General features: G+C 62.3%; 15 protein-coding genes. 4 read left to right on the top strand and 11 right to left on the bottom strand.

Annotated features, from left to right (window positions below; genetic code table 11):
* Positions 1 to 114 precede the first annotated feature (114 nt).
* The 3 genes from PQT43_RS24895 to PQT43_RS24885 form a co-directional block, all read right to left on the bottom strand.
* Positions 115 to 996 carry an alpha/beta fold hydrolase gene (locus PQT43_RS24895; RefSeq protein WP_102864259.1) on the bottom strand — a complete coding sequence of 294 codons (882 nt, stop codon included), beginning with the start codon at positions 994 to 996 and terminating at the stop codon, positions 115 to 117.
* Between the two features lie 87 nt (positions 997 to 1,083).
* A complete protein-coding gene (locus PQT43_RS24890; RefSeq protein ID WP_123393142.1) occupies positions 1,084 to 1,605 on the bottom strand; it encodes an alpha-ketoglutarate-dependent dioxygenase AlkB family protein in 522 nt (173 codons plus the stop codon).
* 87 nt (positions 1,606 to 1,692) lie between these two features.
* Positions 1,693 to 2,406: a murein L,D-transpeptidase catalytic domain family protein gene (locus tag PQT43_RS24885; RefSeq protein ID WP_123393144.1), complete on the bottom strand. Its 714-nt coding sequence runs from the start codon at positions 2,404 to 2,406 to the stop codon at positions 1,693 to 1,695.
* A gap of 151 nt (positions 2,407 to 2,557) precedes the next feature.
* Between PQT43_RS24885 and PQT43_RS24880 the strand changes: the two genes are divergently transcribed.
* The gene (locus tag PQT43_RS24880; RefSeq protein WP_253085547.1) at positions 2,558 to 4,132 is read left to right on the top strand and encodes a L,D-transpeptidase family protein; all 1,575 of its coding nucleotides are present in this window, start codon (positions 2,558 to 2,560) and stop codon (positions 4,130 to 4,132) included.
* A 102-nt stretch (positions 4,133 to 4,234) separates the two neighbouring features.
* Here PQT43_RS24880 and PQT43_RS24875 read toward each other — a convergent pair whose 3' ends face one another.
* On the bottom strand, positions 4,235 to 6,118 hold the full coding sequence (locus tag PQT43_RS24875) for an amidohydrolase (protein ID WP_253085546.1): 1,884 nt from the start codon (positions 6,116 to 6,118) through the stop codon (positions 4,235 to 4,237).
* A 113-nt stretch (positions 6,119 to 6,231) separates the two neighbouring features.
* Between PQT43_RS24875 and PQT43_RS24870 the strand changes: the two genes are divergently transcribed.
* Complete coding sequence (locus tag PQT43_RS24870) at positions 6,232 to 6,603, top strand: hypothetical protein (RefSeq protein ID WP_102879911.1); 372 nt, start codon at positions 6,232 to 6,234, stop codon at positions 6,601 to 6,603.
* A gap of 3 nt (positions 6,604 to 6,606) precedes the next feature.
* On the top strand, positions 6,607 to 6,789 hold the full coding sequence (locus PQT43_RS24865; protein WP_102879910.1) for a DUF1289 domain-containing protein: 183 nt from the start codon (positions 6,607 to 6,609) through the stop codon (positions 6,787 to 6,789).
* Positions 6,790 to 6,823: 34 nt separating this feature from the next.
* On the opposite strand, the gene PQT43_RS24860 is transcribed toward PQT43_RS24865, so the two are convergent.
* From PQT43_RS24860 to PQT43_RS24845, 4 genes are all read right to left on the bottom strand, one after another.
* On the bottom strand, positions 6,824 to 7,303 hold the full coding sequence (locus PQT43_RS24860) for a hypothetical protein (RefSeq protein WP_110595843.1): 480 nt from the start codon (positions 7,301 to 7,303) through the stop codon (positions 6,824 to 6,826).
* A gap of 13 nt (positions 7,304 to 7,316) precedes the next feature.
* Entirely contained in the window at positions 7,317 to 7,958 is a 642-nt protein-coding gene (locus tag PQT43_RS24855; protein ID WP_110653003.1) for a LysE family translocator, read from the bottom strand.
* A gap of 139 nt (positions 7,959 to 8,097) precedes the next feature.
* Positions 8,098 to 8,649 carry a hypothetical protein gene (locus PQT43_RS24850; protein WP_253085545.1) on the bottom strand — a complete coding sequence of 184 codons (552 nt, stop codon included), beginning with the start codon at positions 8,647 to 8,649 and terminating at the stop codon, positions 8,098 to 8,100.
* 67 nt (positions 8,650 to 8,716) lie between these two features.
* The gene (locus PQT43_RS24845) at positions 8,717 to 9,475 is read right to left on the bottom strand and encodes a hypothetical protein (protein ID WP_072452364.1); all 759 of its coding nucleotides are present in this window, start codon (positions 9,473 to 9,475) and stop codon (positions 8,717 to 8,719) included.
* 323 nt (positions 9,476 to 9,798) lie between these two features.
* On the opposite strand from PQT43_RS24845, the gene PQT43_RS24840 reads away from it, so the two are divergent.
* Positions 9,799 to 10,473 (top strand): ATPase, encoded by a 675-nt coding sequence (locus PQT43_RS24840; protein ID WP_253085544.1) that lies wholly within the window; start codon positions 9,799 to 9,801, stop codon positions 10,471 to 10,473.
* A 123-nt stretch (positions 10,474 to 10,596) separates the two neighbouring features.
* Here PQT43_RS24840 and PQT43_RS24835 read toward each other — a convergent pair whose 3' ends face one another.
* The 3 genes from PQT43_RS24835 to PQT43_RS24825 form a co-directional block, all read right to left on the bottom strand.
* Positions 10,597 to 11,448, bottom strand: coding sequence for a CAP domain-containing protein (locus tag PQT43_RS24835; protein WP_110595840.1), 852 nt, complete (start codon positions 11,446 to 11,448; stop codon positions 10,597 to 10,599).
* A gap of 93 nt (positions 11,449 to 11,541) precedes the next feature.
* Complete coding sequence (locus PQT43_RS24830) at positions 11,542 to 12,237, bottom strand: DUF1963 domain-containing protein (RefSeq protein WP_253085543.1); 696 nt, start codon at positions 12,235 to 12,237, stop codon at positions 11,542 to 11,544.
* A gap of 2 nt (positions 12,238 to 12,239) precedes the next feature.
* A complete protein-coding gene (locus PQT43_RS24825; protein WP_253085542.1) occupies positions 12,240 to 12,734 on the bottom strand; it encodes a PaaI family thioesterase in 495 nt (164 codons plus the stop codon).
* Between the last annotated feature and the right edge of the window lie 545 nt (positions 12,735 to 13,279).

Below are 13,279 nucleotides of genomic sequence, written 5' to 3'. Positions count from 1 at the left end.
CTGATCGGCGCCTTTGCCAGGGTCTTCCAGGGGGGACAGGAGGCACGGCCGGCCTGGAAAACCCGCCGATGATATCACGATGACATCTATTTGCGGGCGCCTGGCCCGCAGCTTTCAATGGGCTTCGGTATGCAGGAAGCCTGCGATGGAGCGGGCACTGGTCACTGGGTCGACTTGCATGAAACAGTGCTGGCCGTCGATCACCTGGGTGCTCAGGTGCCGGTTGAGGGCGGCCCAGCGTTTGATCGAGCGGGCGACGTAGGGGTAGCTGTCGCGCCCGTGGATCACCAGGGTCGGGGTCTGCACCCGGCGCAGGGATCGCCACAGGCGCCGCGGGAAGCTGCTGAAAATGTCCACCTCGCGTTCAGGGGAGCATTTGAGCGCTACGCCTTGACCGTCGTCTTTCAGACCGTGCTCGACGTAGGCGTTCAGGGCCTCGTCGCTCCAGCCCTTGAAGATCCCCCGGTTGGCCAGGGCGGCCTTGGCCGAGGCGCGGTCCGGCCAATGCTGGCGGCGGGCAGCGGCCTTGCGAGCCAGGGTATGGCGACGGTTGAGGCCCAGGGCCGAGAGCAGCCTCAGGGAGCTGATCATCGACGGGCTGAAAATCACCGGGTCGAGCATCACTGCCTTGGCAAACAGCTGGGGGCGTTCGGCCACGATCAGACTGGTGAGCACGCCGCCAAAGCTGTGGCCGACGGCGTAGCGGGGCACGTCACCGTAGGCCTTGAGCCCGGCCTCGAAGGCTTCGGCCGCCAGTTCTGCGGTGCGGTTCCAACCCACAAACGGGCCGCCATGATCGCTATCGCCATGGCCCTGGACGTCGCTGAGCCACAGGTCGAAGGATTCGGCCAGCAAGGCCAGCAGCGGACGATAGGCCATGGAGCAGAAGCCGTTGCCGTGGAGGAAGTGCAGCAACGGTTTACCCGAAGGTTCTGAGCGCAGGCCGCGCAGGGTGAAGCCTTCGGGGCAGGGGTAGGACCAGGGAAGCAACTGCATGGGGCCTCTATTCGAGCGGTGATCACAGCCGGGCATTGTCGATGGCGCGGCCCTTGAGTCAAGGGCCGATCCTGACCGAGTCCAGCACTACGCGGTCTTGAGCTGGCGAAACGACAGGCTGATGCGTTCGCCGGCATTCGGGGCCTTGGGGATCGCGTGCAGCCAGTGTTTCTGCAGTTCGTCCGACATGTGCAGCAGCGAGCCGCTGGCCAGGCTGTAGTCGAAGGTGGCGCCGCTTTCCTTGTGGCGAAAGACCATGGCCCGGGCGTGACCCAGGGAGACGATCACCACCCCGGTGCCTTCCACCAGTTGCTCGTTGGCATCGGAATGGAAGCCCATGGAGGACTGGCCGTCCGGATAGAAGTTGAGCAGGCAATTGTTGGGGCGAAAGCCCAGCAGCTGCTCGATCGGCCCGCACAGCTGCTCCAGCGCCTCGGGCATCGGCACTGCCGGGTAGGTGATCTGCGAGTAGTCGTAGGGCGCGCCGAAGCTGGCGGTCTTGCGTGCGCGCATGCGTTCATCCCAGAGCACGCTGTCCTTGAGGTGGTTGAACAGGGCGTCGGGGGCCGGGATGAAGTCAGGGAACAGATCGATTGCAGGTGGCGTCATGGGGCGGCTTCAAGTGCTAGAGGGACGAGCAGCGAGTCTAACCCGGTTACGGGCGCCCTCGCTGATCGGCATTGCGCCACCGAGCAATCAGCCGCCGTTGCTGCTCAGGATGCTCGCGACCTGACGCGGCTGGCAATTGAGGTAGGGCGAGGATTTCAGCCAGCGCTGGTCCGGATACCAGGAAAACATGAACTGGCCATCCTTGAGCTTGTCTATCACCTGGCGCGCCACCTGGGGTCGCACCGCCGGGCAGCCCTGGCTGCGGCCGATGCGGCCCTGGCGCTGGCTCCACAAGGGGTTCACGTAGTCGGCGGCATGGATCACGATGGCCCGGTCCCGGGCCCGGTCGTTGAAGCCGGGCTCCAGGCCGTCCATGCGCAAGGAGTAGCCGTGGGTGCCTTCGTAGCTCTCCTGGGTGCGGAACAGGCCCAGGCTGGATTGATAGCTGCCCAGGCGATTGGAGAACTGGGTGGCGAAGTTTTCCCCGGACTTCTGTCCGTGGGCCACCAGGTCGCGCAGCACCAGTTTTTTGCTGCGCAGGTCGAAGATCCACAGGCGCCGCGCGGTGGACGGTTGCGAGTAGTCGATCACCGCCAGGTGCCGGGCTTGTCGGGCACCACTGTTGACCGCGCATTGCATGGCGTTCAGGGCACTTTTCAGGGCCTGGGGATTGAGTTCCGGTGCGGCGTGAGCGAGGCTGCTGTACAGCGCGGGAGCGGGTTTGCTGGCGGCGAAGGAAGGACTGCAAAAGGCGCCCAGAGCGATAGTCGCCAGGCAGATTCGGCACAAGAAGTTCAACATGTTTAGAGCATCCCCATGATCACTTTGGCTCCTGACGTCCTGTCGTTCCCCCGGCAGTCTGGTCTATATGTTTAGATCCCAGGCCTGATTGTTCCCCATCTGCCGTAACGATTGGCCAACGCACTGAAGGCCACGGATTGGAGTAAAGCAGTTGTTCAAAAAAACCGCATGTTACTTGAGCCTGTGCCTGCTCGCTGCGCCATTGGTCGCGCTGGCCGAGGACCCTGCGCTGGCGCCGGCCAGTGCGCTGCAACTGACGCTGACCCAGTTGGCGGTGGCTTGCCCGGCACAGAGTCCACGCCTGGATGCTTCCGCGCAACTGCTGTTGCAGGCGTTCTACCGCCAGAACGGCGAACAGCCGGTGTGGTCCGCCGAGCACCGGCTGGCCAGCTTGCAGGCGCAATTGGCCCAGGTGATCGATGACGGCCTGGACCCGGAGCGCTATCGGCTGCCGGTGAGCAGCGCAGCAGGGGATGAGCTGTGCACCGATATCGCGATCAGTCATCAGTACCTGCAAGCCTTGCAGGATCTGCACTACGGTCGCCTGTCACAGAGCCGCTTCGAGCCCTTGTGGCGGGCCCAGCCGCCGGCAGACGATCGCCAGGCGGCGTTGCTGGCGATGGCCGTGCCCGGGCTGGAAAACCTCGCCGGCGCCTTCGATCAGGCCCGTCCGAACCTTGAGCAGTACCGCAACCTGCGTCAGGTCTATGCCCGTGAACGCCAGCAACCATTACCCAGTTGGCAGGCGGTAGCCGGTGGCCCGCTGTTGCGTCCGGACATGCAGGACAAGCGAGTCCCGGAACTGGCCCAGCGCCTGTACCTGGGCGGCTTTCTGCCAAGCCCCGAGGTCAGTGCCGATAATACCTTCAGCAGTGACCTGGTAAACGCGGTGAAAAATTTCCAGCTCAGTCATTCGCTGCAGGCTGATGGCGTGATTGGCGCGGGCACCCTCAAGGAGCTGAATATCAGCCCGGCCCAGCGCCGTGAGCAACTGCGCATCAACCTTGAACGCCTGCGCTGGCTGGCCCAGGATTTCGAACCCAATATCGTGTTGGTCAACGTCGCGGCCGCGCAACTGACCTTCTATCAGGACGATGCGGTGGTGTGGCAGACCCGCACCCAGGTCGGCCGAGCCGAGCGTCAGACCCCGCTGTTGAAGTCCCAGGTCACGCGCTTGACCCTGAACCCTACCTGGACGGTGCCGCCGACCATTCTCAAGGAAGACAAACTGCCGGAAATCCGCCGTGACCAGGGCTTCCTCAATCGTCAGAACCTGCAGGTGCTGGATGCCAATGGCCAGCCCCTGGCGCCCGAGGATGTCGATTGGGAGCGTCCGGGCAATATTCTTCTGCGCCAGGGGGCGGGCCCGCGCAACCCCTTGGGGCGCATCGCCATCCGTTTTCCCAATCCGTTCTCCGTGTACCTGCACGACACCCCGAGCCAGGCGCTGTTCAGCAAGGGGCCCCGCGCCTTCAGTTCCGGCTGCGTGCGGGTCGAACAGGCGCTGCAACTGCGCGACTGGTTGCTGAGCCCGGCGGAGCGACTGCGCACCAACGAACTTCTGGCCACCGGCCTGACCCACGAATTTCGCTTGGCCAGGCCGGTGCCGATCCTGCTCAGCTACTGGACGGTGCAGGCCGACAGCCATGGGCAACTGCTGTATGCGCCGGATATCTATGGGCACGACGAAGTCCTGTCCAGCGCCTTGGGCAGCAAGCTCCTGTAGCCGCGAGCTTGCTCGTGATGAACCGGTGAGCGTCGCATTCAATCGGCAAGCGCGGGTTCGCGAGCAAGCGTGTGCCTGTAAGAGGGCCGTGTCGCCGCGGTTTCAGGGCTGCGCGGGTGCGAGCTGGTCGTAGATCACATCCAGTGCCGGTCCAAGGTCGCCATCTCCCTGGGCGACGGCCTTGATTCCCTGGGGCAGCGGCAGCGATGGATCGCCATGCATGCCCAGCGGCGCTGGCAACGGTGTCACCTTGGCCGGCCGCTCATAGATCACCCGGCCTTCCTTGATTGTCTTGAGCACCTTGATCTCGCTCAGGTTTTCGGGCGCTTCGGTCAGCGGGTTGGCCGACAGCACGGCGAAGTCCGCCAGTTTGCCGGGGGTGATGGAGCCTTTGCGGTCCTCCTCGAAGTGCTGGTACGCCGACCACAGGGTCATGGCCTTGAGCGCTTGCAGAGGCGTTACTCGCTGCTCCGGTCCCAGTACATAGCCGCTGCGGGTGGTGCGATTGACTGTGGTCGCCAGCACCCGCATGGAGTCTGGCAGGGCCACCGGGGCATCGTGGTGGGTGGTGAACTTCAGGCCGGCCTTGAGCACCCATTGAGTGGGCGAGATGTTTTCTGCGCGCTCCGGCCCCAGCACCGATTGGCGGTGCCAGTCGCCCCAGTAATAGGTATGCATGGGGAACAGTGACGGGAAGATCTTCAGTTGCTTGAGTTCGGCCACCTGATCCTGGCGCAGGGTCTGGCCGTGGATCAGCACCGGGCGCACATCGACGCCGGGGTAGGCTTTTTCCGCGGCGCGCATCGAGCTCAGCAACTGGTCGATGGCCCGGTCGCCGTTGGCATGGGAGAGGATCTGCCAGCGATTGGCCAGGGCTTGCTTGTAAATGGTCAGGGCGTCGTCGTCCTTGACCACGCCGTAGCCGGCATAGCTGGCGTCCTGACCTTGAGGCGGCTTGAAGTAGGGTTGGCTGAGCCAGGCGGTCTTGCCCTGGGGCGAGCCGTCCAGGGTCAGCTTGACCCCGCCGATGCGAAAGTGCCGGTCATAGCTCACCGGTTGGTTGGTCGGGTGATACCAGGGCGCGACCAGCAGTTCCTTGGTGCCCGGGGTGAGGATGTCGGGGTAGGAAACAATGTCCGCCAGCAGCTTGCCGTCGCCAGCGGCCTTGATTGCGGTCTTGACCTGGTCCGGCGAGGAGCGGCCGTCCTGCAGGGTGGTGTAGCCATAGCTGATGTACAGCTGTTGCCCGGCGCTGAGCATGTCCACCGCCTGGTCGGCAGTGAGCTTGGGGAAGATCTTGATCAGGGCATTGAAGAAGGCGTTTTCCTCCAGTACGCCGTTGGGTTCCTGGCTGCCCTCGACCCGGCGGATCACCCCGCCTTCCGGGTCGGGGGTCGAGGCGTCGATCTTCGCCAGTTCCAGGGCCTTGCTGTTGAGCACCCCCAGGTGCGAAGACTGGTGGACGATGGCAATGGGCACGTCCCTGGACACGGCATCCAGGTCGTCCTTGGTCGGGTGCCGCTGTTCCTGGAGTTGGGAGTCGTCATAGCCAAAACCGAACAGCACGCCGAACTGCTTGGGGATCGGTGACTGCTGTTCGAAGTTGCGCAGGGTTTCCTGAAGCTTGGGGAGGGTGTCGTTGGTGCCGTCCGGCGGTGGCAGCAGGTTGGCGCTGGCGGCCTGGAAACCCACCATCGATACATGGCCGTGGGGGTCGATGAAGCCCGGCAGCAGGGTGGTGCCCTTGAGGTCGATCATCTGCGTGGTCGGACCTTGATTCTGCAGTACCTGTTGGCGCTCGCCCACGGCGAGGATCTTGCCGTCCTTCACCGCCACGGCCTGGGCATTGGGGTGTTTGTCGTCGAGGGTGATGATCGGGCCGTTGAACCAGATGGCGTCGGCCACCGGGGCGCCCGTGGCGGCCATGGCGCTGCCGCAGGCGAGCTGGATGGCGGCCAGGAGCAGGGTGAGAGAGGGTCGTGACATGACCTGTCTTCCTTGAAGGTATGAAGGAGGGCACAAGCCTAGACGCAAAGATGCGTCCCGAGGGAGAAGCTTGAGGTATCGTGTGCGGCCTTTTTTGCCTCTCGAGGGTCGTCATGCCATTGAACAAACGCCAGCAGGCCGCCATGGAGCGTCTACTGGCCGTCACCCTGACCGAGGCTTGCGAAAGCGCCAAGGCGCAGATCGAGGGTTTTGCCTGGCTGACCCACGAGGCGGATTACGCGGCCTTTCCCGCCAGCCTGGTGGTGGTCTGGGTCTTCGACACCCAGGCGCACAAGGAGCGCGCTCTGGCCGCGGGCCAGGGCCCACTGATGATCGAGTTGACGGCCCGAGCTTTGAACGAGGCCCAAGTGTGCCTGGACTCATTGGCCGCCCATGTGTTCTTCGACAGCGAAGAACAGTGCCGCAGGGTCAACGCCGGTGATTGGGCGCAACGCCTCAAGCGCCTGCGCCCGGGACGGGGTTGAGCCATGGCCAAGGAAATCGACAACCCCTGCATCGCCCTGTGCCAGCTCAGCGGCGACCTGTGCGTGAGTTGCGGACGGACCAAGGAGGACATCCGCAAATGGAAGCGCATGAAGCGCCCGGAAAAGATGGCCGCCGTGCAGCGGGCCAGTGCGCGGCTCAAGGCCTTGCAGAAAAAGAAGGGTTGAGGGCGGTGTGTTTGCCCCGCGACCTTGCCAGGCATCAGCCCTGAAACTGTCCTGCTCCCAGGCGTCGCACGCTTAGCCAGAAGTTTTTCTGAGGCTCGAACTGGAGCAAGTGGATGGAGTGCTCGTCACCCAGCTCATCCTCCACAATTACCCTTGTGTTCCAATCGAACTGTGGAGTCTGGGAGATGCTGTAGGACGGATAAGGGCTATCGATCTCGAAGTGAATCGAATAGACCTCCAACGGCGGGCACGAGACGCTGCCTTGTTCATACAACTGCCAGACCTGGCGTATTCCGGGTTCACACAGTTGTTCGGCAAAGGCCAGGGCCTGGGGGATGTCGTCCCAGGCGGCCTGTACCCCTTGCTGTGCAATCGCGAGCCTGCGCTGCGGTGGTTCGTTGTCGGGGTGCTGGACATAGACCAGGCGCCCGCCGAACTGCAACTCACATTGCATCACCCCAGTACCGGTCTCCCAGTGACCGAGCATCGCCCCATTCAGTAGATCGATTTGCATAGCGTCTGATTGCCTAAGCCGTTTGCCGGCGCATGGCCAGGATGGTGGTGCCGAAGAAGATAAAGGTCGAACCCACCACGCGGTTGACCCACTTGGACAGCGCCGGGCGGGTCAGCACGCCCTTGGCCCGGGAGGCCAGCAGGGCGTAGACGCTGAGGGAGACTAGCGACAGCGCCATGAAGATCAGGGTCAGGATGAAGAACTGCGGCAGCAGCGCGGCGTGCTGGTCGATGAACTGGGGGAACAGCGCGGTGAAGAAAATCGTCGCCTTGGGGTTGGTGGCGGCGGTCAGGAAGGCCGACTTGAACAGCTTCAGGCGTGGCGGCGGGGCGAGCTTGTTGTGCTCGGCGCTGCTCGGGCTCAGGAGCTGGCTTTTGCTGAACAACTGCTTGGCGCCGAGGTAGAACAGGTAGCCGGCACCGACAATCTTCACCGCGTTGAAGATCCACTCCGAACTGGCGATCAGCGCTCCTAGGCCCAGCATGGCCGCGGCGGACATGCAGAACAGCCCGCTGATATTGCCCAGTGACGACCACAGGGTCGATTTGGCGCCGTAGGCCACGCTGTTGTGCAGCGCCACCAGGGTGGCAGGGCCGGGGCTGGCGATGGCGATGGCTGCCACCAGGGTGTAGGTCAATATCGAGTGAGCATCCATGGTTCGGACTCGTCTTGCAGAAAAAGGGGGGTCGATTCTATAGGGGGCAGCACAAGGCTGTAAGCCAAAAACTTCCAGGTTGCGTCTGGGCGGTTTTGGACTGCAAGTGCCACGCTCGGTTGGCAATTGTCAGTAGCGCCTAGAAGGCATTGCGGTGATACACCGTCAGATCGCAGGACGACGCAATGATCAGCGTGAGGCCGCTGTAGGAAAAGCCAAAAGCTCTGTATCCGGCTTCAATGGCCAGCTTGTGGAAAACCGCCGGTCGATTGATCTGGGCGCCATACAGCCAAGATCCAGGCTCCACCAGCAGCAGGTGATGTTCGGGCCATGCCAGGGAGATACTCTCGACCTTCCAGCCGTCGTTGCTACCTAGGGGCAGACTGCCGCCATTGATACCCGCCATGGCGATGGTCTTGCCCGCTAGAGGCCCAATCCCCTGGGCCTCGAGGTAACGGTTGCTTTCGACGTCCTGCGTATAGTCCCGGGCAATTTTTTCACCCGTCAGGCAGTCGATGACACTTCGTCCTGAACTGGAGGTCACCAGCAACAGCTCAGACTCACGATCGAAACCGACTTCCAGCAGGCTGCCGGCGGCTCGCTCAGTGACCAGCTTCCAAGGTTCCGGAGGCGGGCTGATGGGGCATTGAGCGATGGTGCGACGCAAGATGTCCAGGTGCGAGGTATTCATCCGGGGCTCCGCTGACGGTTCCTGATTTATCGAGCGTTCAGGCACCGGCTGGTTGGTCGAGGTCGATTTACTGCATGGCCACGTCGCTGAACTTGAGGGTCAGCGGGTCATTGTTGCCATCACGAAATACCAGCTTGATGGCCGGGGTTTTGCTCATTTTGTTATTACTTTGCTGAAAGATCAGGGTGACCCGGGTCGGCACATTGCGAATCAGCTGGAAGTCCAGCCAGGAATGGGACTCGACCTGACCCACCCGAATGGAGTTGAAGGTTAGTGGCCCGCCGGATTCGTCGAACAGGCGAGTGCCATTGTCGAAACTGAAATTGCGATCAAGGTTGAGGTTGGTCAGCTCGAATGAGCAGGTCGGCAAGCGGCCGATGTTTTCACAGCCTTCCAGTTCGAAACGTACGTTATCCAACACTTCAATGCGTCGGCCCAGGAGGTTGTTGCCTTCGTTTTCGACAATCTTGGCCTGCAGCTTGGCGAATTCGAACGAGGGCTTGGCGTACTCGGTGCCGAGGATGAAAAAGCCGAAGGAGAGGATGCAGGCCAGGCCGAACTGCAGTACGCCTCTCAGCAAGGGCGTGAGGTTGCGCATCTGCCAGCCCAGGGATACCGCCCCCAGGAACAGGAAGGTGCTGACCAGCAACACTACATTTTTCCAGCTGATGAAGCTGAAACCGAAGACGCTGGGATCGGGGACCGCATAAGTAATCAGGGCCCACAGACCGCTCAGTACGACCCCGAGGCCCGCCATTCCCCGAGTGATCAATGAGGTGAGTTTCTGGGTGCGGGTCGACGGTGCGATTGAATCTTGAGATGACATCAACGGTACTGGCTCCTTGTTCCGTAGTCGGATCATGCGTTCTTGCAGGCGTTTGTCAGGCAGTTTTTCCTGTGGACCTCATGGCAGAGGAATACTGTCCGGTTATGGCGAGTTGCCATTATCCAGTATCGACGGGAACGGTAAAGCAGAGTCTGTTTTTGCAGTCCTTGGCCCGGGCGATCAATGCAAAAGCAGCTCAAGTGTCCAGGCCTTTTACATCATTGCTGCAATCGATAGTTATCATCAAAAAGTGCAGGTTCCGTTTTTCCAGCAAAGGAGGAAGATGGCGCTTACACCGTGCTGGCTGCAGAAGGAAACACCCGATGAGAATCTCGACTCTATTGACCCTTGTGGTTGTCTTGATCGCGGGAACCGGTGCTTCTGCGACAGCCTTCGCCGCCGATGACATGTCCTGCCACTTCTTGCCCATGGCCGACAGCAGCGCCGATCTGCGGCACGCCCAGTCGGTAGGGCTGCTGTACAGCGAAAACACCCTCAATACCCTGGATTACCTGGAGCACTACCACTCGGTGGCGCTGAACGGGGCGAAAAATGCCGGGCTCGACCCGCGCATCAGTGCCGCCTTTGTCGACAGCTCCGACCCGCAACGGGCGATCAACTGGTTGACGGCGTCGTTGCAGAAACACTTTGGTACCGTGACCCTGTATGACAGCCTCGATGCCGTGGTCCAGGCCCGGCCTGACGTGGTGGTCATGCTCGATACCTACAACCAACTGGTGACCAAGGCCAACCGCAAGGTGGAGGCGCGGTTCATCGCCAAGTTCTATGACGCCAACCTGCAATACATCGGCAAGGCCGAAGGCATTCAGGCCAAGGAGTTGCCTTCGGTCTGGGTCCGGGGCAAGGCCGCACCGGAAATTGCCGCGCAGATCAACCAGCAGACCGAGCTGCAGGTCAATGCGCTGAAGCAGTTCGACGCATCCCTCAAGGCGCTGGTGAGCCAGGGTGATGCTGGGCAGGTGGCGACCAACCAGTAAGGTCGCCATTGGCTGAAAAAAACGCCCCGGTTGATCGGGGCGTTTGCGTTCATGGCCGGGCTCGAACCCAGACGGGGACTGGCCGGCCACTGTGCTCGGCAGGCCCTGTCTGAAGCCGGCGCCTCAAGGCGCGCCGAACATTGCAGTCCAGTAGATGCCCGCATCGCTTTTCGGGTCCACTGCATAAGCTGCACCCAGCTCGCGGTAGGCCGGGTTCATCAGGTTGGCACAGTGCCCGGGGCTGGCCAGCCAGCCGTCCAGCACCTTGCGCGCGCTGTCCTGGCCGGCGGCGATGTTCTCGCCCACTTGTTGCCCGGCATAACCGGCCAGTTCGGCGCGATCACCCGGGGTGCGGCCGTCATGGTCCTTGTGATCGAAATAGTTCTGGTTGGCCATGGCCCGGCTGTGTGCTTCGGCGGTGCTGCCCAGGGTGGCATTCCAGGCCAGCGGTGCGCTGGCGGCAAAGCTCTGGCCGCCGCATTGCCGGGGCTGGCTGCGGGCGCTGTTGATCTGTGCCAGCAGTTGCTGGCCCTCAGCTTGCCAATCCCCGAGGCGGGCGGCCAGCAACGGCCGGGCGAGGACGATGCGCCACTGGTTGGCCTGGCGATTGACGCCGATATCGACGAACTGCGGGTCCAGCACCACCTGGCAGAAGCTCTCGCGCACCGCTTGCATCGCCGCCTGGGCGTCCCGGGGGCCGGAGAGGCTGATGGCCTGCACATTGACCATGGGATAGGCCGCCCGTGCCAGGGCCTGTTGCAGGTCACCGACGTTGTCTACGGGCAGGATCAGGCGCGGATCGCTGGCCAGTGGCGGCAGCTCCGAGGAGGCCTGGTTGGCGCAACGTTGTGGCTGGCTGCGGTAGGCGTTGATCGATTCGATCAACTGCGACCGATCATCGGCCACGGCGCTGGCCGAACCCAGCAGGCCCAGCGCCAGAGCGGCGGCGGGCAAGAGCAATGGACGCAGGGGCATGAAGGTCTCCCGAAAAATGACAGCGCTCATGATGCACCTGGCGCCCGGGCTTTTCATCCGTGGGAAGATGAAATCGCTATTCACCGACCGGTCTCAATAGAAGTCGAAGTACAGCGCCCATTCGCCCGTGTCGCGATGCTTCCAGAACATCAACTTGCCGCCGTCCACCACGTTGAGTCCGATCTTGGCGTCGGAGGCAATCTGCATCACGAATTCGAAACCGTCTCCGACATCGATCCCTGATTGGCAGTAGGACGGATAGCCCCCCAGCTTGTGTTCATAGCAGTGGCTGATCAGGTCGTAGTAACACTCGATCCGGCCGCTGCGTTCCAGGTCGAGAATGGCCTGCTCCACCTCATCGGGGATGCCGCCACCGTCCCACAGCGGAAAGTCCTCGGCCACGGCTTCGGCTTTGATCGGCATGGGTTTGAGGAAGGCTCCGGGAGCGGCCAGCTCCTTGCGCACCAGCACCTCGTCGTCGCGGTATTCGCGGATCAGCCAGCGTTCACCCATGGGCTCCAAGGGTTCGGGAAAGGGATTGGCGACAAACACGCTCAGCACCCGCACGCCTTTTAGCAGCGGGCTGTGAAAGGGCAGGGCCGGGAGATAGAGCTGCGCGAAGGGCAGCAGGGTTTCACCGGCGCGGTTGCGCGGCAACTCTTCGTCTTCGCGAAACAGAAAGACTCGGCCCAGCCAGCTTTCCTCATCGCTGTGAGTCGGACGAAAGCCGCCGGCACTGAACTTCACGGCTGGCTTGGCCAAGTGCAGCTGTATTTCCTGAATGTCCATACTCAGGCACCACGTCCATGAGCGGCGGCGGCCAACTGCTCTGTATCGACCCGAACAAACACCGAATCGCCAATGGCGGTCAGTACATCACCGGCATACACCTCACAGATCACCCGGCTCTTGCGCCCCACGTCGCCCTCGACCTTGGCCCGCAGGGTCAGGGGTACGCCCATGGGCGTGGGCTTGATGAACTTGATGCCCAGGTTGCCGGTGACGCAGTCGATGCGCGGCAGGCTGCCCGGTTCCCGTTGTTCGTTACGGTAGTGGTAGGCCATGGCGGTCCAGTTGGAGTGGCAGTCCACCAGCATGGCGATCAGGCCACCGTAGACCAGGTCCGGCCAGCCGCAGTACTGGGATTGCGGCAGGTGCTCGGCGATCACATGCTCGCCGTCTTCATGCCAGTGGCTCTTGATCTGCAGGCCGTGGTGGTTGCTGCTGCCGCAGCCGAAACAGACGCCCTCGGGGGCGGTGGTGTCTTGCAGGGAAGTCTCGTGCATGGTTGTTCTTCTTGTCCTTGACGATGGTCTGGCAGGTCTTGCAGCCGGTCATGATGCCTGTGCCATTGCTGACCGCCAAGGCTCAGTGCAGTGCCGAGGCGTAGCGACCGGCCAGCGTCTTTGTGACGCATTGATTGTGGCGAGTGTCGTAGTGCGTCGCGGTTTTTTCGAGGGCCAGGGCAGCCGCTCCGGCCAAGACAGGCTGATGCCGTAATGATATTCTTGCGCTGAATCGGTTCATCGTTTGTGCAGAAATACCTCCCCTATGCTTTGCTTCAAGTGGCCTGTTCGGGTCCTTGCAAGCGCGTGGGAGTGTCTGGGCAAACTCGCCGAATGCAATGTCAGGCAGTGTTCGTCTACCTCCTTTGGTTGACCCCGACCCTTCTTTGTCCTGCTGGCCCCGTGTAGACGGGTGTCAGTGTTGTGCGTCGAATCGAGTCCGGTGTCGGTGAAAGGAGTGGGGCGTTATTGCCCGTTGGTCTACGTCCCGTGACGTGTCCTGAGAAACAAGTGTCACTCAAGTAGCTGAAGCCAAAAACGACAAG

This window comes from Pseudomonas sp. BLCC-B112 (assembly GCF_028550695.1).
GTDB classification, from domain to species: Bacteria; Pseudomonadota; Gammaproteobacteria; order Pseudomonadales; family Pseudomonadaceae; genus Aquipseudomonas; species Aquipseudomonas danubii.
Note: the sequence above shows the minus strand (reverse complement) of the source record. Positions and strands in the feature narration are given on the sequence as shown.

What these genes read in the sequence shown, in the direction of transcription:
- PQT43_RS24875 (WP_253085546.1), bottom strand. Translation starts at nt 6,118, where the DNA reads ATGTCACGACCCTCTCTCACCCTGCTCCTGGCCGCCATCCAGCTCGCC.
- PQT43_RS24840 (WP_253085544.1), top strand. Translation starts at nt 9,799, where the DNA reads ATGAGAATCTCGACTCTATTGACCCTTGTGGTTGTCTTGATCGCGGGA.
- PQT43_RS24855 (WP_110653003.1), bottom strand. Translation starts at nt 7,958, where the DNA reads ATGGATGCTCACTCGATATTGACCTACACCCTGGTGGCAGCCATCGCC.
- PQT43_RS24890 (WP_123393142.1), bottom strand. Translation starts at nt 1,605, where the DNA reads ATGACGCCACCTGCAATCGATCTGTTCCCTGACTTCATCCCGGCCCCC.
- PQT43_RS24865 (WP_102879910.1), top strand. Translation starts at nt 6,607, where the DNA reads ATGGCCAAGGAAATCGACAACCCCTGCATCGCCCTGTGCCAGCTCAGC.
- PQT43_RS24860 (WP_110595843.1), bottom strand. Translation starts at nt 7,303, where the DNA reads ATGCAAATCGATCTACTGAATGGGGCGATGCTCGGTCACTGGGAGACC.
- PQT43_RS24885 (WP_123393144.1), bottom strand. Translation starts at nt 2,406, where the DNA reads ATGTTGAACTTCTTGTGCCGAATCTGCCTGGCGACTATCGCTCTGGGC.
- PQT43_RS24870 (WP_102879911.1), top strand. Translation starts at nt 6,232, where the DNA reads ATGCCATTGAACAAACGCCAGCAGGCCGCCATGGAGCGTCTACTGGCC.
- PQT43_RS24835 (WP_110595840.1), bottom strand. Translation starts at nt 11,448, where the DNA reads ATGCCCCTGCGTCCATTGCTCTTGCCCGCCGCCGCTCTGGCGCTGGGC.
- PQT43_RS24830 (WP_253085543.1), bottom strand. Translation starts at nt 12,237, where the DNA reads ATGGACATTCAGGAAATACAGCTGCACTTGGCCAAGCCAGCCGTGAAG.
- PQT43_RS24895 (WP_102864259.1), bottom strand. Translation starts at nt 996, where the DNA reads ATGCAGTTGCTTCCCTGGTCCTACCCCTGCCCCGAAGGCTTCACCCTG.
- PQT43_RS24850 (WP_253085545.1), bottom strand. Translation starts at nt 8,649, where the DNA reads ATGAATACCTCGCACCTGGACATCTTGCGTCGCACCATCGCTCAATGC.
- PQT43_RS24825 (WP_253085542.1), bottom strand. Translation starts at nt 12,734, where the DNA reads ATGCACGAGACTTCCCTGCAAGACACCACCGCCCCCGAGGGCGTCTGT.
- PQT43_RS24845 (WP_072452364.1), bottom strand. Translation starts at nt 9,475, where the DNA reads ATGTCATCTCAAGATTCAATCGCACCGTCGACCCGCACCCAGAAACTC.